Origin of the sequence: Antarcticirhabdus aurantiaca (assembly GCF_009765365.1) — a bacterium.
Taxonomy (GTDB): Bacteria; Pseudomonadota; Alphaproteobacteria; order Rhizobiales; family Rhizobiaceae; genus Antarcticirhabdus; species Antarcticirhabdus aurantiaca.
The window spans coordinates 150,140-172,234 of record NZ_VTOM01000003.1 but is presented as its reverse complement, the minus strand read 5'-3'; the positions used below and the strand labels follow the sequence as shown (position 1 = coordinate 172,234).

General features: G+C 69.1%; 22 protein-coding genes. 9 read left to right on the top strand and 13 right to left on the bottom strand.

Features of this window, described 5'->3' with window-relative positions; all coding sequences use genetic code 11:
• Window positions 1–77: 77 nt before the first annotated feature.
• Both purN and purM read right to left on the bottom strand, forming a co-directional pair.
• Window positions 78–764, bottom strand: coding sequence for a phosphoribosylglycinamide formyltransferase (gene purN / locus FZN60_RS04710; RefSeq protein ID WP_158871608.1), 687 nt, complete (start codon window positions 762–764; stop codon window positions 78–80).
• Window positions 761–1,846: a phosphoribosylformylglycinamidine cyclo-ligase gene (purM, locus tag FZN60_RS04705; RefSeq protein ID WP_158871606.1), complete on the bottom strand. Its 1,086-nt coding sequence runs from the start codon at window positions 1,844–1,846 to the stop codon at window positions 761–763. Before purM ends, purN begins: the two co-directional genes overlap by 4 nt.
• A 158-nt stretch (window positions 1,847–2,004) precedes the next feature.
• Between purM and FZN60_RS04700 the strand changes: the two genes are divergently transcribed.
• The 8 genes from FZN60_RS04700 (at window position 2,005) to FZN60_RS04665 (ending at window position 10,763) form a co-directional block, all read left to right on the top strand.
• Window positions 2,005–3,183 carry an AI-2E family transporter gene (locus FZN60_RS04700; protein ID WP_158871604.1) on the top strand — a complete coding sequence of 393 codons (1,179 nt, stop codon included), beginning with the start codon at window positions 2,005–2,007 and terminating at the stop codon, window positions 3,181–3,183.
• Window positions 3,184–3,191: 8 nt separating this feature from the next.
• Window positions 3,192–3,902, top strand: a complete 711-nt coding sequence (locus FZN60_RS04695) for a P-loop NTPase family protein (protein ID WP_158871602.1) — start codon at window positions 3,192–3,194, stop codon at window positions 3,900–3,902.
• A gap of 233 nt (window positions 3,903–4,135) precedes the next feature.
• Complete coding sequence (locus tag FZN60_RS04690) at window positions 4,136–6,352, top strand: RNA degradosome polyphosphate kinase (RefSeq protein WP_158871885.1); 2,217 nt, start codon at window positions 4,136–4,138, stop codon at window positions 6,350–6,352.
• The gene (locus tag FZN60_RS04685; protein WP_246726589.1) at window positions 6,342–7,862 is read left to right on the top strand and encodes a Ppx/GppA family phosphatase; all 1,521 of its coding nucleotides are present in this window, start codon (window positions 6,342–6,344) and stop codon (window positions 7,860–7,862) included. Before FZN60_RS04690 ends, FZN60_RS04685 begins: the two co-directional genes overlap by 11 nt.
• A 78-nt stretch (window positions 7,863–7,940) precedes the next feature.
• Window positions 7,941–8,429, top strand: a complete 489-nt coding sequence (locus FZN60_RS04680) for a CYTH domain-containing protein (RefSeq protein ID WP_158871600.1) — start codon at window positions 7,941–7,943, stop codon at window positions 8,427–8,429.
• A gap of 8 nt (window positions 8,430–8,437) precedes the next feature.
• Window positions 8,438–9,388 carry a CHAD domain-containing protein gene (locus FZN60_RS04675; RefSeq protein WP_158871598.1) on the top strand — a complete coding sequence of 317 codons (951 nt, stop codon included), beginning with the start codon at window positions 8,438–8,440 and terminating at the stop codon, window positions 9,386–9,388.
• Between the two features lie 71 nt (window positions 9,389–9,459).
• Window positions 9,460–10,413: a class I SAM-dependent methyltransferase gene (locus FZN60_RS04670; protein ID WP_158871596.1), complete on the top strand. Its 954-nt coding sequence runs from the start codon at window positions 9,460–9,462 to the stop codon at window positions 10,411–10,413.
• 134 nt (window positions 10,414–10,547) lie between these two features.
• Complete coding sequence (locus FZN60_RS04665) at window positions 10,548–10,763, top strand: hypothetical protein (RefSeq protein ID WP_158871594.1); 216 nt, start codon at window positions 10,548–10,550, stop codon at window positions 10,761–10,763.
• Window positions 10,764–10,884: 121 nt separating this feature from the next.
• On the opposite strand, the gene FZN60_RS04660 is transcribed toward FZN60_RS04665, so the two are convergent.
• The 3 genes from FZN60_RS04660 to FZN60_RS04650 all read right to left on the bottom strand — a co-directional run bounded on the left by FZN60_RS04660 (window position 10,885) and on the right by FZN60_RS04650 (window position 12,638).
• Window positions 10,885–11,028, bottom strand: a complete 144-nt coding sequence (locus tag FZN60_RS04660) for a hypothetical protein (RefSeq protein ID WP_158871592.1) — start codon at window positions 11,026–11,028, stop codon at window positions 10,885–10,887.
• Between the two features lie 43 nt (window positions 11,029–11,071).
• Window positions 11,072–11,221 (bottom strand): hypothetical protein, encoded by a 150-nt coding sequence (locus tag FZN60_RS04655; RefSeq protein WP_158871590.1) that lies wholly within the window; start codon window positions 11,219–11,221, stop codon window positions 11,072–11,074.
• A gap of 61 nt (window positions 11,222–11,282) precedes the next feature.
• Window positions 11,283–12,638 carry a M24 family metallopeptidase gene (locus tag FZN60_RS04650; RefSeq protein WP_158871588.1) on the bottom strand — a complete coding sequence of 452 codons (1,356 nt, stop codon included), beginning with the start codon at window positions 12,636–12,638 and terminating at the stop codon, window positions 11,283–11,285.
• Between the two features lie 119 nt (window positions 12,639–12,757).
• Between FZN60_RS04650 and FZN60_RS04645 the strand changes: the two genes are divergently transcribed.
• Window positions 12,758–13,777 (top strand): LacI family DNA-binding transcriptional regulator, encoded by a 1,020-nt coding sequence (locus FZN60_RS04645; protein ID WP_246726588.1) that lies wholly within the window; start codon window positions 12,758–12,760, stop codon window positions 13,775–13,777.
• A gap of 39 nt (window positions 13,778–13,816) precedes the next feature.
• On the opposite strand, the gene FZN60_RS04640 is transcribed toward FZN60_RS04645, so the two are convergent.
• From FZN60_RS04640 to FZN60_RS04605, 8 genes are all read right to left on the bottom strand, one after another.
• Window positions 13,817–14,608, bottom strand: a complete 792-nt coding sequence (locus FZN60_RS04640) for a transporter substrate-binding domain-containing protein (protein ID WP_158871586.1) — start codon at window positions 14,606–14,608, stop codon at window positions 13,817–13,819.
• 25 nt (window positions 14,609–14,633) lie between these two features.
• Window positions 14,634–15,551 (bottom strand): isoaspartyl peptidase/L-asparaginase, encoded by a 918-nt coding sequence (locus FZN60_RS04635; RefSeq protein ID WP_158871584.1) that lies wholly within the window; start codon window positions 15,549–15,551, stop codon window positions 14,634–14,636.
• Window positions 15,552–15,559: 8 nt separating this feature from the next.
• Complete coding sequence (locus FZN60_RS04630) at window positions 15,560–16,294, bottom strand: amino acid ABC transporter ATP-binding protein (RefSeq protein ID WP_158871582.1); 735 nt, start codon at window positions 16,292–16,294, stop codon at window positions 15,560–15,562.
• A complete protein-coding gene (locus tag FZN60_RS04625) occupies window positions 16,295–16,966 on the bottom strand; it encodes an amino acid ABC transporter permease (RefSeq protein WP_158871879.1) in 672 nt (223 codons plus the stop codon).
• Window positions 16,966–17,637 (bottom strand): amino acid ABC transporter permease, encoded by a 672-nt coding sequence (locus FZN60_RS04620; RefSeq protein WP_158871580.1) that lies wholly within the window; start codon window positions 17,635–17,637, stop codon window positions 16,966–16,968. The genes FZN60_RS04625 and FZN60_RS04620 overlap by 1 nt, the downstream gene beginning before the upstream one ends.
• Before the next feature lie 69 nt (window positions 17,638–17,706).
• Window positions 17,707–19,053 carry a serine hydrolase domain-containing protein gene (locus FZN60_RS04615; protein ID WP_246726587.1) on the bottom strand — a complete coding sequence of 449 codons (1,347 nt, stop codon included), beginning with the start codon at window positions 19,051–19,053 and terminating at the stop codon, window positions 17,707–17,709.
• A gap of 658 nt (window positions 19,054–19,711) precedes the next feature.
• Complete coding sequence (locus FZN60_RS04610) at window positions 19,712–21,550, bottom strand: hypothetical protein (RefSeq protein ID WP_158871576.1); 1,839 nt, start codon at window positions 21,548–21,550, stop codon at window positions 19,712–19,714.
• Between the two features lie 22 nt (window positions 21,551–21,572).
• The gene (locus FZN60_RS04605) at window positions 21,573–22,028 is read right to left on the bottom strand and encodes a type III secretion system chaperone (protein ID WP_158871574.1); all 456 of its coding nucleotides are present in this window, start codon (window positions 22,026–22,028) and stop codon (window positions 21,573–21,575) included.
• Window positions 22,029–22,095 lie beyond the last annotated feature (67 nt).

The following is a 22,095-nucleotide window of genomic DNA, read 5'->3' as shown; positions in this document are numbered from 1 at the left end:
CCTTGCTGTTCGCTGCGAATCACGCCGAGCTATTGTGACCGACCCGCTCGGCCAAGTTGAGGCGGCCTGACGGTAAGTCAAAGGGCGACGATGCGACCCGCGTCGGAGGCAAGCAGAATGTCACCCGGTCCGCTCTGCGTCTCGGGAGCGGAGAGGACCGCGCGGTCCCCGCTCATGCGCGCGCGCCCCGACGCGACGAGGCGGAGCGCCTCGGCATAGAGGCGGTGCTCGGCCCGGATGAGGCGGGCGGCCAGCGCGTCCGGCGTGTCGCCGGGCAGAACGGCGATGGCCGCCTGTGCGATGATCGGCCCTTCGTCCATGACCTCGGTGACGAAGTGGACGGTGCAGCCGTGAACGCGCATGCCGGCGGCGAGCACCCGCTCGTGGGTGTGGAGGCCGGGAAACAGCGGCAGCAGCGACGGATGGATGTTGATCATCCGGCCGCGAAAGCGATCCGTGAAGTCCTGGCTCAGCAGCCGCATGTAGCCGGCGAGGCAGACGATGTCGGGCGCGATGCGGGTCAGTTCGGCCGCGACCGCCGCCTCGTGCGCGGCGCGGGAGGCGAAGAGCTTGTGGTCGATCGCGACCGCCTCGATGCCGGCGGCGCGCGCCGTGTCGAGGCCGCCGGCATCGGGGCGATTGGACAGGACCGCGGCGATCTCGGCCGGGTAGGCCGGGTCCTTCGCCGCGTCGAGAAGCGCGGCCATGTTGGAGCCGCGGCCGGACAGGAGAACGGCGACGCGCTTTCGCGGAGCCGCGCTCATTTGGCGAAGAGGTCGCCGTTGAAGGTGACGGCGGGGTTCTCGCCGCGGTCGAGGACGCGGCCGAGCGGAACCACGGTCTCGCCGGCCGACTGGAGCACGGCGCCGACCGTCGCGGCGTCGGCTTCGCTCGCGACCACCACCATGCCGATCCCGCAGTTGAAGGTGCGCAGCATCTCGCTCTGCGCGACGCCCCCGGTCTGCGCCAGCCAGCGGAAGACGGGCGGCACGGGGACGGCGAAGAGGTCGATGTCGGCGCGCAGGCGCTCGGGCAGGACGCGCGGGATGTTCTCGGTGAAGCCGCCGCCGGTGATGTGGGCGAGGGCCTTGATGCCGGCCGTTTCGCGGATCGCCTGGAGGATGGGCTTGACGTAGATGCGCGTCGGCTCGATCAGCGCTTCGCCCAGCGTCCGGTCCGCATCGAAGGGCGCGGGCGCGTCGTAGGACAGGCCCGACAGCTCGACGATGCGGCGGATCAGCGAGTAGCCGTTGGAATGCGGACCCGAGGAGGCGAGGCCGAGAAGGACGTCGCCCGGCTGGATGTCGGCGGAGGGCAGGAGGCGCCCGCGCTCGGCCGCGCCGACGGCGAAGCCCGCGAGATCGTAGTCCTTGTCGGCGTAGAGACCCGGCATCTCGGCGGTCTCGCCGCCGATCAGCGCGCAGCCGGCCTGGAGGCAGCCCGCCGCGATGCCCTTGACGATGTCCTCGCCCTGCGTGGGATCGAGCTTGCCGGTCGCGAAGTAGTCGAGAAAGAAGAGGGGCTCGGCGCCCTGCACCACGAGGTCGTTGACGCACATGGCGACGAGATCGATGCCGATGCGGTCGTGAAGGCCGGTCTCGATGGCGACGCGCAGCTTGGTGCCGACGCCGTCGTTGGCCGCGACGAGGACGGGGTCCGTGAAGCCCGCGGCCTTGAGGTCGAAGAGGCCGCCGAAGCCGCCGATCTCGCCGTCCGCGCCGGGGCGCATGGTCGAGCGCACATGCGGCTTGATGCGCCGGACGAGCTCGTTGCCCGCGTCGATGTCGACCCCTGCATCCGCGTAGGTGAGGCCGTTGCGCCCGCTCGTCTCGGCTTCGTCGGTCATAGCACTGGGCTTCCGTTCGAGGGTTTGCCGGGCGGACTGCCATGTTCCGCCCGCACCTGCAAGGGCGCCGAGCGGCGCAAGCGCTTGACGGCCCGAGCACCCGCCGCCTATCTCGACGGGTGCCGCGCATCGAAGGCGGCGGCAGAGGGCGAGCGGGCATGAGAACTCGGGATCGCGGCCGGCTGCTTCGCCGGCAGCTGACCTTCTGGAGCGCCGCCGCGGTCGGCCTCGCGGCCTTCGTCTGGCTGTTCTCCTCCATTCTCCTGCCCTTCGTGCTGGGCATGGTGATCGCCTACTTCCTCGATCCGGTGGCCGACTGGCTGGAACGGCGCGGGCTGTCGCGCCTGACGGCCAGCATCCTGATCCTGTTCATCTTCATCGTCCTGATCCTGACGGTGATCCTGGTGCTCGTGCCCGTGATCGTCTCGCAGGTGGCGAGCTTCGCCGCGCGGCTGCCGGACTATCTCGATCGGCTGCAGCTTCTCGCGGCGGGCCTGCGCACCGGGCCGCTGGCCTTCCTGTTCGAGAACAACGAGACGACGCTGCGCGAGGACGTGACGGGATTCGTCTCGCAGGGCACGGGCATGATCACGACCTTCGTGGCGGGGCTGTGGACCTCGTCGCTGGCAGTGGTCAACTTCGTCTCGCTCTTCGTCGTCACGCCGGTGGTCGCCTTCTATCTCCTGCTCGACTGGGACCGGATGATCTCCGGGATCGACGGCCTCACGCCCCGCCAGCACACGCAGACGGTCCGGCGGCTGGCGCGCGAGATCGACCGGTCGGTGGCCGGCTTCCTGCGCGGGCAGGGCAGCCTCTGCCTGATCCTGGGCACCTACTACGCCGTCGGGCTGTCGCTGGTCGGGCTGAACTTCGGCCTCCTCATCGGCCTCTTCGCCGGGCTGATCTCGTTCATTCCCTATGTCGGCTCGTTTGTCGGGCTGGTGCTCGCGCTCGGCGTGGCGATGGTGCAGTTCTGGCCGGACTGGCCCTGGATCGTGGCGGTTGCGGCCGTGTTCTTCAGCGGCCAGTTCATCGAGGGCAACATCCTCCAGCCCAAGCTGGTCGGCGCCTCGGTCGGACTCCACCCGGTCTGGCTGATGTTCGCGCTCTTCGCCTTCGGCGCGCTGTTCGGCTTCGTCGGGCTGCTGATCGCGGTCCCGGCCTCGGCCGCGATCGGCGTCCTCGTCCGCTTCGCGATCGTGAAGTATCTCGAAAGCGAGATGTATTTCGGCCGGACCGGGATCGAGACCGCGCGGCGCCCCGCGCCGCCGGCGATCGCGGAGGCCGACCTGTCTCCGTCGCCGGAGGATCCGAGACTCGGCGGCGACCCCGTCTGACGGACCGCATGATCATGACCCCGCGCCAGCTCCCGCTCGACCTGCCGCACAGCCCCTCGAACTCCCGCGACGACCTCGTCGTGTCGGAGGCCAACCGCCTCGCCGTCGGCGCGGTGGATTCCTGGCCCGCCTGGCCGCACCCGGTGGTGGTGGCGGTGGGGCCGGAAGGATCGGGCAAGACGCATCTCGCCGAGGTCTTCACAGAGCATGCGCAGGCGGTCGTCCTGACGCCGGACGCGGTCGACGTCGTGCTCGCCGCCGGGCCGTTCGCGGCCACGCTCGACGACGTCGATTCCGGCCGGTTCAGCGAGGCGCAGCTCTTCGCGATCCTCAACGCGGCGCGGCTGGGGCAGGGCACCGTCTTCGCCACCGCCCGGCAGATGCCGGCGGCGATGCCGGTGCGCCTGCCCGACCTCGCCTCGCGCCTGCGCGCGGCCACCGTGGTGCCGATCCGGGCGCCCGACGACGAGCTCCTGATCGGCGTCCTCGCCAAGCTCTTCGCCGACCGGCAGCTCCTCGTCGAGGACCGCATCCTGACGTTTCTGGCCGCCCGCATGGAGCGCTCGCTCGCCGAGGCGGTTCATCTGGTCGACGCGGTTGACCGGGAGGCGCTCTCCACCAAGTCCGGGGTAAACCTGTCGCTCGTCAAGCGGGTGCTTGACCGTCAGCCGGCTGCCGTTATGAGCAAAGGCGAACGACGTGCGCCTTTGCACGACTGATCGGACGAAGGAGGACGAGGACGCCCGTGTCTGATTCCCAGAAGGTCGAGCCCGCATCCAAGGGCGGCGTCACGCCGAAGGCCGGCGGCGGTGCGAAGCGCACGTCGCGGCGCGCGGCGCATCCCAAGGTCGAGCCCCAGGCGGCGGCGAGCGCCGCGCCGGACGGGAACGCTGCCGAGCATCCGCTCGCGGCGGAAATCATCGTGGCCGACCCGATCGCCGAATCGGGTGCGATGGAAGCGGCCGTCATCCTCGAATCGCCGCCCGTCATCATCGGAGGGCCGGAGCCCGCGCCGGCCGCGGAGAAGCCGGCCGAGCTGCCGGCCGACAGGTACATCAACCGCGAGATCTCCTGGCTGCAGTTCAACCGCCGCGTCCTTCAGGAAGCGCAGAACCGCGCGCATCCGCTTCTCGAGCGCGTGCGCTTCCTGTCGATCTCGGCCGGCAACCTCGACGAGTTCTTCATGGTGCGCGTCGCGGGCCTCGCCGCGCAGGTGCGCGCCAAGCTGACGCTGCGCTCGGAGGACGGGCTGACCCCGCAGGGCCAGCTCGACCGCATCCTCGAAGACGTGTCGACGCTGCAGGCCGAGCAGCAGGGCGCGCTGGCCGAGCTCGTGAAGGAACTGCGGCTGGAGAACATCCACATCGTCGGGGCTGGCGACCTGAAGCGCGACGAGCGCAACTGGCTCGCCAATCACTTCGACGAGACGATCTTCCCCGTCCTGACGCCGCTGTCGGTCGATCCGGCGCATCCCTTCCCGTTCATCCCGAACCTCGGCTTCTCCATGGCGCTGGCGCTCATCCGCGAGCGCGATTCGCAGAAGATGAACGCGCTGCTGCGCCTGCCGACCGCTCTCCAGCGCTTCATCGAGCTGCCGGCCAGCGCCGACGGGCACCTGCGCTACGTGCCGCTGGAGAGCGTCGTCGCGCTGTTCATCGGCCGGCTCTTCCCGGGCTACCGCGTGCGCGGCGCGGGCACGTTCCGCATCATCCGCGATTCGGACATCGAGGTGGAGGAAGAAGCCGAGGATCTCGTGCGCATGTTCCAGTCGGCGCTGAAGCGTCGGCGGCGCGGCTCGGTGATCCGCATCGAGTTCGATTCGGTGATGCCGGAATCACTGCGCAACTTCGTCGCCGGCGAGCTCGAGGTGCCGGAAGCCCGCGTCTCGGTGATGGACGGCATGCTGGCGCTCGATTCCGTCTCGCAGATCTGCAAGGCGCCGCGCGACGACCTGAAGTTCACGCCCTTCATCCCGCGCTTTCCCGAGCGCATCCGCGAGCACAACGGCGACTGCTTCGCGGCGATCCGCGAGAAGGACATCATCGTCCACCACCCCTACGAGTCCTTCGACGTGGTGGTGCAGTTCCTGCGGCAGGCGGCTTCCGACCCGAACGTCGTGGCGATCAAGCAGACGCTCTACCGCACCTCGAACGACTCGCCGATCGTGCGCGCCCTCATCGACGCGGCCGAGGCCGGCAAGTCGGTGACGGCGCTGGTCGAGCTGAAGGCCCGCTTCGACGAGGAGGCCAACATCAAGTGGGCGCGCGACCTGGAGCGCGCCGGCGTCCAGGTCGTCTTCGGCTTCATCGAGAAGAAGACCCATGCCAAGCTCAGCCTCGTGGTGCGCCGCGAGGACAACCGCATGGCGAGCTTCGTCCACATCGGCACGGGCAACTACCATCCGATCACGGCGAAGATCTACACGGACCTCAGCTACTTCACCGCCGATCCGGACATCGCGCACGACGTCTCGCTCGTCTTCAACTACATCACCGGCTATGCCGAGCCGTCCGACCTGCGCAAGCTCGCTGTCTCGCCGCTGACGCTGAGGAAGCGCATCCTGGAGCTCATCGAGAACGAGATCGTGCACGAGCGCGCCGGGCGCCCGGGCCAGATCTGGATGAAGATGAACTCGCTGGTCGATCCGAAGATCATCGACGCGCTGTACCGGGCGAGCCAGGCGGGGGTCGAGATCGACCTCGTGGTGCGCGGCATCTGCTGCCTGCGCCCGCGCGTCGCGGGCCTGTCGGACAACATCCGCGTGAAGTCGATCGTCGGGCGCTTCCTGGAGCACAGCCGGATCTTCTGCTTCGGCAACGGCTCCGGCCTGCCGTCGCCCCAGGCCCTCGTCTACATGGGCTCGGCCGATCTCATGCCCCGCAACCTGGACCGGCGCGTCGAGACGCTCGTCCCCATCACCAACCCGACGGTCCACAGCCAGGTCCTGTCGCAGATCATGCTCGGAAACATCCTGGACAACCAGCAGAGCTGGTCGGTGGCCTCCGACGGCACCTCGCGCCGGATCGTGCCCTCGCCCGGCGAACAGCCTTTCAACGCGCAGCGCTACTTCATGACCAATCCCAGCCTCTCCGGTCGCGGCAAGGCCCTCAAGTCGGACGCCCCGAAGCTCATCGCGCGCCAGCGCGCGGATCATTCGCGTGTCGACTGATCGCTTCCCCGCGCTCGGGCGCCTGCCGGGCCGCAAGCCCGTGGGCGTCGTCGACATCGGGTCGAACTCGGTGCGCCTCGTCATCTACGAGGGCAATGCCCGGGCGCTGACGCCGCTCTTCAACGAGAAGGTCCTGTCGGGCCTCGGACGGGGCCTCGCCCAGACCGGTCGCCTGAACGACTCGGCGATGGCGAGCGCGCTCTCGGCGCTCGCCCGCTTCCGGGCTCTGGCCGATCAGGCCGAGGTGGAGGAACTTCATCCGATCGCGACCGCCGCGGCCCGCGAGGCCTCGAACGGCGCCGAGTTCATCGCGGCGGCCGAGGCGGCGCTGCGCACGCCGATCAACATCCTGTCGGGCGCCGACGAGGCGCGCTTCGCCGCCGAAGGCGTCTTCGCCGGCTTCCACGAGCCGAACGGCATCGCCGGGGATCTGGGCGGCGGCAGCCTCGAACTCGTGGACATCCACGACGGCATCTTTGAGGGCGGCCTCACGATGCCGCTCGGGGGCCTGCGCCTCCAGGACCTGTCGGGCGGCGACCTCGCCAAGGCGCGGCTCATCGCCGACAGCTTCGTGGCGAGCTGCGATCTGGTTCGCAAGGGCCGCGGCCGGCCCTTCTATGCTATCGGCGGCACGTGGCGGAACCTCGCCAAGCTCCACATGGAGCAGCGCAACTACCCGCTGCACGTCATGCACGGCTACGAGATCGCGCCGGACGCGGCCGATGCGTTCCTATCGCTGGTGGCGCGCGGCGACGTCGACAAGCTGCCCGGGATCGCCGCCGTGTCGAAGTCGCGCCGCGCGCTTCTCGCCTTCGGCGCGGTGGCGCTTCACGCCGTGCTGCGCCACCTCAAGCCGTCCTCCATCGTCGTCTCGGCTCTCGGCGTGCGCGAGGGGTTCCTCTACGCGCGCCTGCCGGAGGAGGAGAAGCGGCTCGACCCGCTGATCGAGGCCTCGCGCGAGCTGGCCTTCCTGCGCGCCCGCTCGCCCGAGCATGCGCTGGAACTGGTCGAATGGAGCCACCGCAGCTTCGAAACGCTCGGCATCGACGAGACGCCGGAGCAGGAGCGGCTGCGGGCCGCCGCCTGCCTCCTCGCCGATGTCGGCTGGCGGGCCCATCCCGACTACCGCGGCAAGCAGGCCCTGTCCTTTATCGCGCACGCGGCCTTTCCCGCGATCGACCATCGCGGGCGCGCCTTCCTGGGCCTGACCAACTACTACCGCCACGAGGGCTCGTTCGAGCAGTCGCACGTGCCCGAGATCGAAACGCTGATCGACGAGAAGCTCCTGGCCCGGGCGCGGCTCCTCGCCTCGCTGTTCCGCGTCACCTACCTTCTCACGGCGGCCATGCCGGGCCTCTTGAACCGGCTGCGCTGGATGCCGGATTCGCGCGGCGGCTTCACGCTGGCCGTGCCCCGCGATCTCGGCGGCCTCGTCGGCGAGAAGCCGGAAGGGCGTCTCCAGCAGTTCGCCGCGCTCGTCGGCAAGACGCTGCGGATGGAGGTTCGATGACGGCACGCTTCGGCGGCAGGGCACCGTCGAAATCGCGCTCGGCGGGCAACGAAAGGCGCTTTTGCGCGTAATTGCCGCATGGGTATCGAGATCGAGCGCAAGTTCCGGATCGTCGACGACCAGTGGCGGCAGAAGGTCGAGGACGACGACGGCCGCCGCATCCGTCAGTTCTATCTCGCCGTGCGCGATGGGTTCTCCTTGCGCGTGCGCATCCTCGACGAGGCGCGCGCCGTGATGACGCTGAAGACCGGCGCCGGCCTGTCGCGCGGCGAGTACGAGTACGAGATCCCGCTCGACGAGGCGCGCGAGCTCGAAGCCTCGCGCATCGGCCGAACCGTCGAGAAGCGGCGCTACCGGGTCGATCTCGGCGCCGACGGGCTCGTCGTCGAGGTCGACGTCTTCGAGGGCGCGCTGGCGCCGCTCGTTCTCGCCGAGATCGAGCTGCCGGCGGTCGACCACGCGGTCGAGCTGCCGGACTGGCTCGGGCCCGAAGTGACGGGCGAGGGCGCTTACTCGAACTCGTCCTTGGCGCTGGCAGAGGCGCCGCCCCTCCCTCAGCAGTCGTGAGACACCCCATGGCCTACCGCCTCGACCCTCATCGCCCGCCCGCCGAAGAGATCGCCCGCGTGGCCGGCGAGGAGCTGGAAAAGGCGGCGGCGGAACTGCGCGACCCCGACGCGGATCAGGGAGAAGCGATCCACGACGTTCGCAAGCGCTTGAAGAAGCTGCGCGGGCTCTTGCGCTTCGCGCGGGAAAGCGATGCGCGCCTGTACCGGCGCGAGAACGCTCGCCTGCGCGACGCGGCGCGCAGCCTGTCGGCCGTGCGCGACCGCACGGCGCTGATCGAATCGCTCGACGCGCTGCAGGAGCATGTCGGGGCAAGCGTCGCGCCGGCGTCCTTCGCCGCCATCCGCGCGGCCCTGGAGCACAAGCGGCAGGTGGTGGTGGCGTCCGAGGGCGATGTCGGCGCGCGCGTGTCGCAGGTGATCGAGGTTCTGGACGGCGCCTTGGAGGACTGGCGCGAGCGCCGCGCCGTCGGCGCGTCGCAAGGGCGCTCCTCGCTTCTTCATGGGCTCGAGGAGAATTATCGCCGCGCCCGCACGGCGCTGAAGACGGCGACCGCCAGCGGCGACGCCGAGGATTTCCACGACCTGCGCAAGCGGGCGAAGTACCACGCCATGCACCTCAAGCTCCTGGCCGACATCTGGCCGGACGTGCTGACACCGGCCCGCAAGGCGGCGGACGGCGTCGCCGACGCGCTCGGCAGCGACCACGACTACGCCGTCCTGCTCGGCGAGATGGAGGCCGAGCCTCAGTTGTTCGGCGCCCAGACCCACCGCGCCCGCATCGCCGCTCTCGCCTCCACCCGCCAGCGCGAGCTGCGCGTCGAGGCGCTCGCGGCCTGCGCGCGGCTCTTCGCGGAAAAGCCGAAAGCCTTCCGGCGGCGCATCGCGGCCTATCTCGACCGCGCCGCGGCCGAGGGCGCCGCACGGGACGCGGCGCGGGAGACCAAGCTCGTCGCCTGAGAGGACGCGCGCCATGGCCGGCGGCGCGCGGCCCTGCTAAGCGTCGGCCCGATGGTGGAGGCGGAGATGCGATGCTGAAGCGGTTCCTGAACCAGAAGGGCGCGGCCGACCCGTCGACCGCGGCGCCGGAGGAGCCCGTGCGCGAGCCGCCACGGCCCGTGACGGCGCTCGACCGGACCATCATGACGATCTCGTGCCAGGACTGCGACCCGATCCCCAAGGTCGCGGATGCCGGCCGCATCGTCGCGACGGATGCCGGGCCTGTCCAGATCATGCACAACGGCGTGCGCGTGAAGGCCGGCGGCTATTACGGCGACTGGATGGCGCAGGTGATCCGCGGCCTGCGCGGGCACCACGAGCCGCAGGAAGAGCTGCTCTTCCACGCGCTGATGCCGTTCGTTCGGCACGGGACGCTGATGGTCGAGCTCGGCGCCTTCTGGTCCTACTACTCGCTCTGGTATCTCCACGAGATTCCCGGCTCGCGCACCATCGGCGTCGAGCCCGATCCCGCGCACCTGGAGGTCGGGCGCTTCAATGCGGGCCTCAACGGGGTCGCCCACCGCATGGGCTTCCACCGCGCCTGGGTCGGAGGCGACGGCTCGCGGGAGATCTCGGCCGTCTGCGAGTCGGACGGGCAGGCGCACGTCCTGCCCTGCGTCGACATGAACGGCGTCCTGGCGCTTGCCGGCGGGGGCGAGGTCGAGATGCTGCACATCGACGCGCAGGGCGCCGAGCTGCCCTTCATCCGCTCCATGGAAGCCGCCGGAGCCGCCCGCCGCGTCCGCTTCGTCGTGGCGTCGACGCACCACGAGAGCATCTCGGGTTCGCCGTCGACCCATCACGACTGCGTCGCCGAACTGGAACGGCTCGGCGCGCATGTCCTGTGCGAGCACGGTGTCGGCGAATCGTTCAGCGGCGACGGGCTGATCGTCGCGAGCTTCCTGCCCGAGGATCGCCGGATCAGGCTGCCGGAGATTGCCCGCAACCAGCCGCACTTGTCCCTGTTTCCGCCGCGAAGCGACTGATCTCGCGAAGGGTTGAAGGCGAGCGGGCCGGCTTAACGCGGCCGGGGTTGCATCGAGGATAAAACCGAATAATCTAGTTAAGCACTTACCAGATGGTGGCGCAGACTTACCAATCTCTGGCACAGGAGGACGCCATGTCGAACATCGTGAGAGTTGGCGCATACGCGTACCAGAAGCCGCAAGTCGTCGCGTTGGAGGACGCGGAAACCCGAGCTCAGATGGGCCTCGATGCCGACCGCTGGTCGATCGTGGGGGCGGACGACGACAGCGACGGCAGCGAGGACGCCTTCGGGGCGGATCATCGCCACCAGGGCGACGAGCGGGTGCTGAACGCCGGCCGAGCCATGTGAGACCAAAAGCCTCCCGCCGCCACGCGGCGGGAGAGCATCCGGCGCCGGGATGGCCCGGAGCCGCGGCGCCCGGTCGACGATCGCCGGGCGGAGAACCAGACGGTCCCGCGGGACCGTCGCCTCAGCGCTTCTTGTAGACGACCTTCCGGATCAGCCTGGCCGCCACGGAGGTGAGCGCCATCGCGAGGAGCCCGCGCGCCGTGGGCGGCCGGCGGGCCATGCGGTAATAGCGACGGGTGCGGATGATCTTGTCGAGAAGTGCCATGACATGCAGGTGGTGGCACCCTTGTCGCTCGACAAGATGCCGGTCAGCCGACGAGCTGCCCGACGATGACGAGCAGGGTGAGCAGCACTCCGACGAGGGCGAAGATCCACAGCAGCCAGTTCACCCAGCGCCGCTTGCTCGGCTTGTCGCCGAGCATCGACAGGAAGTCCGCCAGGTCGGAAAGCTCGTCCATGCGTCCACAGCATCCGCCAATCTGGGCGGCATTGCGGTGGAGGCTCGGGGACGGCGCCCCGTCACTCCCGCGCGAGGAGATCGCCCGGCCGCAGCCAGAAGGGCGGCAGGCAGAGGGGCGTCGAGGAGAGCGGCAGGATGCCGGGGGGCAGGGGCACGCCGATCGTGTCCGCCATGAAGGCCCGGCGGGCGGCGATGCGGTCGGCGACGGCCGGGTGCTTCAGCGCGAGTTCGGCCCGCAGGCTCTCGTCGGCGAAGACGACCGCGTCCTCGTTGTTGAGGGCCTGGCCGGGCGGCAGGGGCGTCGGGATGACGTCGACCTGGAACACCATGCCGGAGCGCAGGCGCTCGCGCGAGCCGGGCCGCACGGGCGAATGCGACCATTCCTCGTGCCCGCCGAGATGGCCGGGATTGAGCGCCGAGCGCAGCCCGCCTTCGGCGAGCGTCTGCGTCACCGCCTCGAACAGCGTGCCGCCGGCGACGCCGACATCCGCCGTCTCGTACCAGGCGACGAGGCCGGAGAAGTAGCGCTTGGCGACGGCGAGGAAGGCGTCGTTGGCGTCGTCCAAGAGGCCGGCGCGCGAGGACAGGGCGCCCCATAGGCCGAGCGCCGTCGTCACGCCGTCGCCCTTTCTCAGCCGCCGGGCGGTCGGGCTGCGCAAGCCGATCACCGGCTCGCCGGGCGAGGCCGAGGCGAACATGGTGTGGACGTTGAGCGGGTCGCCCTCGTAGCCGAGGCGGCCGAGCGCCTCGAACTCCGTGTCGCCGACCCCGACGTTCGAGACGACGCGCCAGAGCATGGCGGAGGTGCGCGCCGCGATCCACTCGAAGGCGGCGATCTGGTCGGCGTCGACGACGGAGCGCAGGCCCGTTTCCGGGTGCATCAGGACGGGGGTCGCGTCGCGCAGCGAGCCCGCGACGCGGCGCAGGAGCGCGACCACGACGTCCGGCACGAAGAACAGCGCGGCGGCGTCCTCGTCCTCCTCGGCTTCGAGATACTTCCAGCCGACGAGGCCGACGCTGTCGCCCTTGCCGATGCCGGCTTCGCGCAGGCGATCGGCGAGGCGCGGCTCGGCCGAGCGGTCCTGGCCCATCAGGCTGAGGCTCTGGGCGCGCATGACCTCCAGGCCCGGCAGGCCGGCGAGCGCCGCGTAGCTCTCGCACTCGTTGCCGGCCAGAAGCACGCGCCGCCCGCCGGGGCCGAGCAGCAGCAGCGCTTCCTCGAAGCGCGGCTCGAAGCCGGAGAGGAACGCGATGTTGCCGAAATGCTCGCGGTCGCCGTAGACGACGAGCCAGTCGCAGCCGCCGCCCGCATAGGCCGCGTCGGCTCGCGCCGCATAGGTCGCGGCCGGCACCTGCGGCTGATCGCCGAGAGCGCCGAAGTCGGGCAGGGCGACGGGTTTCAGGACGATGCTCATGCGGGCTCCTCCGGTCGGGCTGTGCTGGGCCGCCGCCCGGCCGCTGCCGCGTTTGCGGCTTTGTCCGGGCGGCGGGGATGGGATAGAGGGAAGGCGCGAACGCGCCGCCGAGCCGACACTTGACCGACCTGCCCGACGAGAAGACCGCCAAGGCCCCCGCCATTCCGCCGACCATGGACGACGTGGCGGCGCTGGCGAAGGTCTCGCGCGCCGTGGTCTCGCGCGCCCTGTCGGCCTCGCCGCGGCCGGTCTCGGCCGACAAGCGCGACCGGGTGCTGAAGGCCGCGGAAGCGCTGGGCTACCGCCCGAACCTTCTGGCGCAGAGCCTGACGACCAAGCGCGTCAACCTCGTCGCCGTGGTCGTCAACCACATCCACGACCTGTCCGACCTCGACCTCTTCGACCGCCTGCTCGGCGCGATCCAGGCGGTCGGCAAGCAGGTGCTGCTCCTCAAGGTCGGCTCGGTCGACCGGGTGGAGGAATTCCTGCGCGACGGGGTCGCCCACCACGTCGACGCGGCGCTCGTCTGGTCGGACTTCGCGGATGCGGCGACGGTGCGGCGGATGTTCCGCTCCGACCTCGTGGTGATGATGAACGGGCGGCACGACGCGCTCTCGCCCGCCGTGGTGCCGGACGAGGCGGTCGGCATCGGCGAGGCTGTGGCGGACGCGGCGGCGAAGGGCGTGCGCCGCGCCGCGCTCGTCACCGGCCGCGCCTCGTCCCTGATCGAGCAGGCGCGGATCGCCTCCTTCCGCGTGGCGTTCGCGGCGCACGCCATCACGCTCGAGCAAACGCTGCAGGGCGACTATTCCTATGCCAGCGGCCATCGCGCGGCCTCCGCCTTCCTGTCGGGACCGAGCCCGGACGCCGTGTTCTGCACGTCGGACGCTATGGCCATGGGCGTCCTCGACGCCTGCCGGCCGCTGTTTCCGAACAACCGGCCGCAGCGCTTCCGGCTCTACGGCTTCGACAATCTCAGCCTCACCGACTACGACGCCTATCCCATCGCCTCGATCGGCTTCGACAAGGCGCTCTTCGTCGAGCACATCACGCGGCTCGTGGTGGAGCCGGACGTCTTCGTGCCCGGCTCGCCGCCGGTCAGCGTGCCGACGCACTTCTTTCCGCGGGCGACGGCATGACGCGCGGGCGGGGAGCGGCAAGGCTCCCCGCCGCCCGGCTCACCAGAGCGGATTGAGCTGCGGCGGGTTGGCGCTCTCGCCCCACCACTTCTTGTAGTTGGCCTCGTAGGCGCCCGACTGGATGTAGTCGGACACGAACATGTCGAGCCAGCGCACGAACTCCGGATCGCCTTTGGCGACGGCGATGCCGATAGGGTCGTTGGAGTAGAGCTCCGGCAGGGTGACGAGCTGGTCGTTCTGGGTGGCGAGGAAGTCGACGAGCGAGGAGTCCTCGATCGCCGCGTCGACGCGCTTCTGCTGGAGCTGAAGGACGCCGTCCGGCGCGAAGTTGTCGACGTAGACGAGCTGGGCCTCCGGCACCTCGCGCTTGAGGAAGGTCTCGCCCGTCGTGCCGCGGCCGACGACGACGTTCTTGCCGGCGAGGTCGGAGAGCTGGGTGATGCCGGCATCGCGTTGGACGATGACGCGCAGGCCGGCGCGGTTGTAGGGGATCGAGAAGTTGACGGTCTTTGCCCGCTCCAGCGTCGCCGAGGTGTTGGCGACGACGATGTCGAGCTGGCCCGAGACGAGCATGGACACGCGCGCGTCGCCCGACACGTCGGTGAACTCCACCGGCACGCCGAGCTTCTCGGCGAGGCGGTTGGCGACGTCCACGTCGTAGCCGATCGGGTTGTTCTGCGCGTCGCGGAAGCCGACGGGCTCGCCGCCGAGGGAGACGCCGATCCGCACCGTGCCGCGCGAGCGGATGTCGTCGATCATGCCCGCGGCAGCGGGCAGGGCGGCGCCGGCGACGAGCGCGAGCGCGGCCATGGCAGTCAGTATGCGCTTCATGAACTTCCCCTTGAGCTTGGTTGTCTCAGATCGTCGTCGCTGGCCGAAGCTCGGGCTCGGCCATTCCCTCGTCCCAGAGCCAGTAGCGGATCTCGCCCTCGCACCGGACATTCACCACCTCGTGGTTGCCCCCCGCATCCACGGCATGGATCACCACGCCGGCGAGGAAGCCGCCGCGCAGTTCGCACAGCTCGTCCACCGCCAGTCGCACCGCGTCGTGCAGCGAGCGGCCGAGCTTCAGGGCGAGGACGATGGTGCGGGCGGTGCCGCAGCGGATCGTCATCTCGCCGGTATGGGTGCAGGCCGCCGCGCCGTAGCGGCTGTCGGCGTAGAAGCCGGCGCCGGGGATCGGCGAATCGCCGAGGCGCCCCGGATATTTCCAGGCCCAACCGGAGGTCGAGGTCGCCGCATGGATGCCGGCGGCCGGATCGGCGGACAGGAAGACGGTGGTGTCGCGCACGCGCTCGGGATCGGTGATGGCGCGGCTGAGCGGGGCGAGGGGAATATCGGGGAAGCGGTCGAGCTCCTCGCGCGACAGCTCGCGCTCCAGCCGTTCCCACCAGACGCGGCGGCTGTCGGGATGTAGCGTCTCGTCGAGCGGCATGCCGATCTCGGTCGCGAAGCGGCGCGCGCCATCGCCCGTCAGCATGACGTGAGGCAGGCGGCGCATGACCTCAAGGGCGAGGCGCGAGACGGGCAGCGTATCGGGCACGGCGCCTACCGCGCCGACCTCGCGGGTCGTCCCGTTCATCACGCCGGCGTCGAACTCCATGCGGCCGAGCATGTTCGGCCAGCCGCCGTAGCCGACGGAGCGCACCTTCGCCTCGCGCTCGACGTGGCCGATGCCCTCGACCATGGCGTCGAGGCTGGGCGCGCCTTCGCGCAGGCGCTCGACGGTGGTGGCGAAGCCGGGCCACGCCTCGGCATTGGCGACGAGCAGCATGGGCGGCGTCAGTCCTTCTGCATCTTGGACAGAAATTGCGCGATGCGCGGATGAGCCATGCCGCCGGCCGCGCTGAAGAACGCGGCGGTCGGCAGGTCGACGACGAGGCGGCCGCCGTCGAGGAAGACGATGCGGTTCGAGATGCGCCGGGCGAACTCGATCTCGTGGGTGACGAAGAGCATCGTCGTGCCGGATCGGGCGAGCTCGGCGAGGATGCCGAGCACCTCGGCGGTCATCTCGGGATCGAGCGCGCTCGTCACCTCGTCGAGGAGGAGGTAGCGGGGCTCCATGGCGAGCGCGCGCGCCAGGCCGACGCGCTGGCGCTGGCCACCGGAGAGCTGGGCGGGATAGGCGTCGGCGCGCGGACCGAGGCCGACGGAATCGAGGATCCGCCGAGCCCGCGCCTCGGCCTCCTTCTTCGGCAGCTTCAGCACCTCGACCGGCGCCAGCATGACGTTCCCGACCGCGGTCATGTGCGGATAAAGGTTGAAGAGCTGGAAGACGGTGCCGGAGCGCTTTCGCGCCTCGGCGAGCTCCCTGGGCTTGGAGACGTTGAAGCCGTCGACCGTGATGCGGCCGCCGTCGAGGCGCTCCAGCCCGTTGATGCAGCGGATCAGCGTCGACTTGCCGGAGCCCGAGGAGCCGAGAATCGACACGACCTCGCCCGGTTCGACGACGAGCTCGACGCCGTCGAGAACGGTGGTCGCGCCGAAGACCTTTCGGACCTTCTCGATCGCCAGCATCTAGAGCCCCCGCCAAGCGCTGTGGGCGCGCAGCCGCGTCTCGATGCGCGCGCCGATTAGGGCGACGAGCTTCGCCGCGAGATAGTAGAGGAGCCCGACGACCGTCCAGACGACGAAAGGCTTCAGGGTCCGAAGATTCAGGATATTGCCGATCTTCGTCAGGTCGGCGACGCCGATCACCGAGATCAGCGAGGTGACCTGCAGCTGGTTGACGAGGAGCGCGACGAGCGGGCCGGTCGCGAAGGCCGCCGCCTGCGGCGCGATCACCCGGCGCAGCACCTGCCAGCGCGTGAGGCCGAAGACCCGCGCCGCCTCGATCTGGTCGCGCCCGACCGATTCGATGCCGGACACGGCGATGACGTAGACGAAGGCCGCGGTGTTGGCGGACAGCGTGATCAGCGCCGCCTCGACCGGCGTGACGTTGACCCGGAAGAAGGCGGGAAAGCCGAAGAAGACGAGAAAGAGCTGCACCAGGACCGGCGAGTTCTTCAGAAGCTCGGCGAGGAACGCCAGGGCCTGCGACAGGACCGGCACCCTGTAGAAGCGCGTCACGGCCCAAAGCGTGCCGAGAACGAGGCCGATCGCCGACGTCGCGAGGAAGAGGGCGAGGCTGACGCCGAGACCCTGCGCCAGGAGAACGATGTCGTAAGGAGTGAACTCGGTGTAGCGCATCACGCGACGGCCTGCGTGATGCCGCGGTTCATCCGCCGGTGCAGGAGGTTGACGGCGAGCGACACCGTCCAGGTGAGGGCGGCGTAGGCGACGAGCAGCACCGCGTAGACCTCGAAGGGCCGGAAGGTGTCGGAGGCGACGATGCGCCCCGAGCCCGTCAGCTCGTTCAACGTGATCGCCGACAGGATCGAGGAGGTGAGGATCATGTTGATCAGCACCGAGCCGAGCGGCCGGATCGAGGTGCGCAGCGCGATCGGCAGAACGATGCGGGTGAAGATCACCCGGCGCGACAGCCCGCTGACCTCGGCGGCCTCGATGATCCCGGGATCGATCGCGAGAATGCCGGAGCGGATCGCGTCGGAAGCGTAGGCGCCGCCCGCGATCGAGAGGGCGAGGACGCCCGTCGTGAAGGCGTCGATGTAGATGCCGAGCTCGGGCAGGCCGTAATAGAAGAAGAACAGCTGCACCAGGAACGGCACGTTCCGGAAGAGGTCGACATAGACCGCGGCGAGCCCACGCAGCCAGCGGCTGGACGCGGTCCGGGCGATGGCGACCAGGGCGCCGAGGACGACGCTTCCGAGAATGGCCAGGCCGCAGACCTCGGCGGTGAGGATCGCTCCCCGCCAGAGGAATCCGGCATGCGGCGCCAGCACGGAAAGGTCCAGTTGCACGTCCCCGCCACCCCAGTGAAACCGCTTTCACGATGGAGTCGCGGACGCATCCTTGTCAAGCGTCGGGAGCTAACGGTTCGAAGGCTTGGGAACGGCCGCGGGCGGCTCGACGTCCGACGCCTGCGGCTTCGCCTTGAGGTAATCCGCGACGGCCTGGAAGGCGGGGATCGTCGTCGGGTCGATCAGGTTGTTCTCCGCCTGCGGATAGGAGGCGAAGCGCACGATCACCATGCGGGCGGCCGGATCGACGTAGATCGTCTGGCCGTGGACGCCGCGGGCCGCGAAGACGCCGTCGCGGCCGGGAAAGATCCACCACATGCTGGCGTAGCTGCCGCCGATCAGCGCCGGATAGTTCGTCCCGAACTTCGCGGGATCGCCGCCCGCGCGAATCCGCTGGACGGCCGCGGCCGGGAAGAGGCGCTTGTTGTCGATCACTCCCTCGTTCAGCATGAGGAGGCCGAGGCGGCCGAGATCGCGCAGGCCGGCGCTGAGGCCGCCGCCCGCGAAGGGGACGCCTTTCGCATCCACCGTCATGTAGGCGTCCTGCTCGGCGCCCATGGGCCGCCACAAGCGCTCCGAGGCGAGTTCGGCGACGCTCTTGTCGGCGATGCGCGACACGATCCAACCGAGCATGTCGGCGTTGACGGTCCTGTAGTGGAAGGCGTCGCCGTTCCGACCCTCGGGCTGGACCTGCTCCAGGTACGCCCAGTAGCCGTTCGGCCCCTTGTAGTCGGCGGGCTTGGGCAGCGGGCTGGCGGCCGCGGAATAGGTCCAGATGTCGGCCTTGGGGTCGGAGTAGTTCTCGGAGAAGCGCAGCCCCGTGGTCATGTCCATCACCTGGCGGACGGTCGCCGTGGCGAAGGCGCTCCTGCTGATCTCGGGGATGATGCTGGAGACGAGCGCGTTCTCGTCGAGCCGCCCTTCCGCGACCAGGATCTGGGCCAGGAGCCCCGTCAGGGACTTCGTCATCGACATCGCCGCGTGCTTGCCGGCATCGTCCAGGCAGCCGAAGTACCGCTCGTAGACGACGCGGTCCTCGTGCAGGATGAGGATGCCGTCCGTGTAGTTGGCGTCGAGCGATTCCCGCCAGGTCATCTCCTTGTCGGCGCCGATCGGCTTGAACGTCAGCGCGTCGATCGCCGCCCGCTGGTTTGCGAAGGCGAGCACGTCCACGTAGTCGAGCGGAACCGGCGCTCCGATGCCGCGGCTGATCTCCACGGTCGGCAGGAGCTGCCGGATATGGCAGACCGACCATCGCAGGCGCGGGAAGCTGAAGTAGTCCGACTCCGGCTGCATGATGATCTTGTCGGGCGGCGGCGGAAAACCCTGCATCCAGCCCATCACCCGAGGGTCCGACTCGGCGGCGGACAGGACCGGCGCCTGGCTCAGGGCCTTCGATCCGGTGCCGGCTGCCATCGCGACCCCCAAAGCAAGAGCAACGAACTTGGAAGTCGTGGACGACATCGCCGAAGCCTCTCGTTCCTGCGAGGATTTCGGTCCGATGAACCGAACATTCGGCGGAGCCTCTCGGCGCAATGCGTCGAGTCGTTACTGTCGACCGCGAGACTTACGCGCGTCCGCGGGCGGGACGATGAGGGATAAACTCAATAAATTGGTGCCGGTCGGATGGAACGGCAGCGCCATCACCGTCGATCGTCTCTCCGACCGATCATCGGATGGTAAGATAGTCGGAGACCGTAAGCAAACCGTCTGACAACGATTGATCGAGGAATCAATTCAGCGGCTAATCAAGCGCGGGATCATCTGGGGTGCGGCGAGAAGGATTTGGATCGTCGTCTCCTGCTCATCTTGAATCCGGGGCTGCGGGGGAGTGTCCGCATTTCGATGGCCGCTTTGCATCGAAGCGTTCGTCTGCGCGGCTCGGCCGGTGCAGTGAGGCGCCGGTTTCTCGTCGCGCGGGCATCCACCGTCGTTCACGGCCCTTGCTTTGCGGTCGGTGATCCAACCTACCCTCCGGAACTCCGCTCGAGCGATGATCGGCGGGTGGATCCCGCCGCCGTCCGACAAGCGCCACCCGCGCTGGCGAAACCGGCACGGGTGGAGGCTGCTGCGTTCAGGGCAGGCGGGTGTGCGCTTCGGCACCGCTGCGCAGGATGCCCATGTCATTGCCGATCTTGGCATCGAGGTCGGCGATTTCCGCGATCATGGCCTGGTACTGGGTGATCGGCTGACCCTTGTCGGCCGCGCTCTGGATCAGCTTGGCCAAGCCTTCGTACATGTTCTGGATGTCCTGCTTGTCCTTGTCGAGGCCGTAGGCCTTCTTGTCGGCGGAGCTGAGGTCCGAACCCTTCACCATCGACCTGAAGTCGTTGATCAGCGTGGCCTGCCTGCCGATGTGCAGGTCGCCGCCGCCGTCGCCCACCTTGGCATCGAGGTCGTCGACGCGGCCGATCATCTTCTGATAGGAAGCGATCGAGTGGCCTTTGTCAGCCGCCGTCTGCATCATCTTCGCCAAGCCCTCGTACATGCTTTGCACGTCGTGGTCCTTCTTGTCGGGACCGTAGGCCGCCTTGTCCTCGGCGCTGAGATCGGACTTCTTCACCAGGGTCTGGAAATCCTTCATCAGCTTGGTTTGCGCGGCGGCGAGCTTGGCTCCCTGTTCGCCGCGCGCCACGCCCGCCTTCTCGGAATGGCGGTTGAGAAAGTTGAACATGTGGCCCTTGCACCGGCCGGCGGCCATGGTGAAGGTCGCCTTCTCCTCGCGCGTGTCGCCGTGCTTGGCGACCCGGCCGGAGCCGACCGCGTCGGGCATTCCGACCTCTTCCCACTTCATGAACAGCTCGCCGCCCTTCACACCGTCCTTCAGCTTGTCGAAGAGGAGGGTGCCACCATTGGATGGGAACTTGTTGGTGAAATCCTCGATCCCGTTCTGCATGGGCTGCTTCGCCAAGCCGTGCAGGAGTGGAGCGGTGAAGCCCTTGGTAGCCGTCGCGGGACGGTCGCCGTCCATGGCGCTGCGGCGCTCGTGGTGGCTGGAACAGCGGCCGTAGCAGTTCGGGGCGGAGCTGAGATACTTGTAGAGGCGGTTGCCGGGATCGCCCACCGTCATCGAGCCGGAATGGATCTGGACGTTGTCGCGGTCGGGCGAGGCGTTGTCGGACATGCACTTGGCCTGGAGATACCAGGAGACGGCGCGCGTCGTATCGAGGTTCGAGGGGATGGTGACCTGCCTGCCGTCGATGGTGGTGGTCAGCGGCAGCCTGAAGTCCTGGTCCGAGCCCTTGTAGAGCTCGGTCACGATCTGCTCGCCCATGCGCACGAAGGTCATGACCTCCTGCGCCGTGACGTTGCTCTTGCCGTGCAGGGACGCGACGTAGGTCTTCATGAAGGTCTCGACCGTGTGCTTGCCCTCGGCGGTCGTGATCTCCTTGTTGAGGATGCTGTTCGGATTCGGGGCTCCGAGCTTGTCGCGTAGCAAGTCGCGCTCGGCGCTGATGGCCGCGAACTTTTGCTCGGCTATGCGGCCCGGCTCGAACAGCTTCTTGTCGATCGCCGTCGCGACCGCCGAAGCCGCCGACCGGATACCCGCCTGGGCGGAGGAGGCGGCGTTGGACAGGGACGTGCCGAGCGCCGAGGCCGCGTTGGATACGGATGTTCCGAAGGCGGATGCCGCGTGCGACAGGGACGATGCGGCCGAAGCCAGGGACGTGCCGATGGTGGACGTCATGGCCGCCAGACGGCCTTGGCTGGCGGCTTGGGTGGCGCCGGCGCCGTTGACCGCCGGGGCATTCCTGATCGAAATCGTGCCCTGGAAGGTCGAGTTCGCCGGAGCGTGGCCCCGGGCGATTGGCGTAGAGGTTGCGCCGCTCTGCGGCGCCTGGCGCGCCTGGGTGAGCTGGCCGATGTCGTGGAAGCCTGCCTGGCGCAGCGGGTTGTTGCTGATGTTGCTCATCGAACGGATCTCCTGGAGGCGGTCAGGCGCGGATGATGGCGAAGTCGCTGGTCAGCTCGCCGGTATCGACCGGACGGCCGGCGTTCTGCTCGGACAGGATGTGTCGCCAGATGCCGGCGATCTCGGCGAAGCTCGTCACGAGGTTCGGGAAGCTCGCCTCGTCGGTCTCGCTTGCCTTGCAGCGGAAGCAGATGACGACCTCGCGCGTCGCCGAATTGACGCCGAGCGTCGCAAAGGCGGTGGCCGACCAAAGGACGTTCGCTTCTAGAAGAAGGCGATAGGCTTCGAGTTCGCCGCGCGGCTCTACCGTGCCGATCACCGAGAAGAGGACGATGTCCTCGATGTCGGCGACGACCTCGCGCGACACGGTGATCGTCAGATCGTCGACAACGATCTCCACCGGGCTTTCGGCGGCCTCGGACAGGTTCAGCTCGAGCGACCGAGCGAGAGCCGAGATCAGATTCGCGAAGGTGTTCATTCGTCAGGTTCCCAAGAGAAGGCCGGTCCGGCGCACCGTGTCCGACCTCGTTCCTAGGGGCAACCGT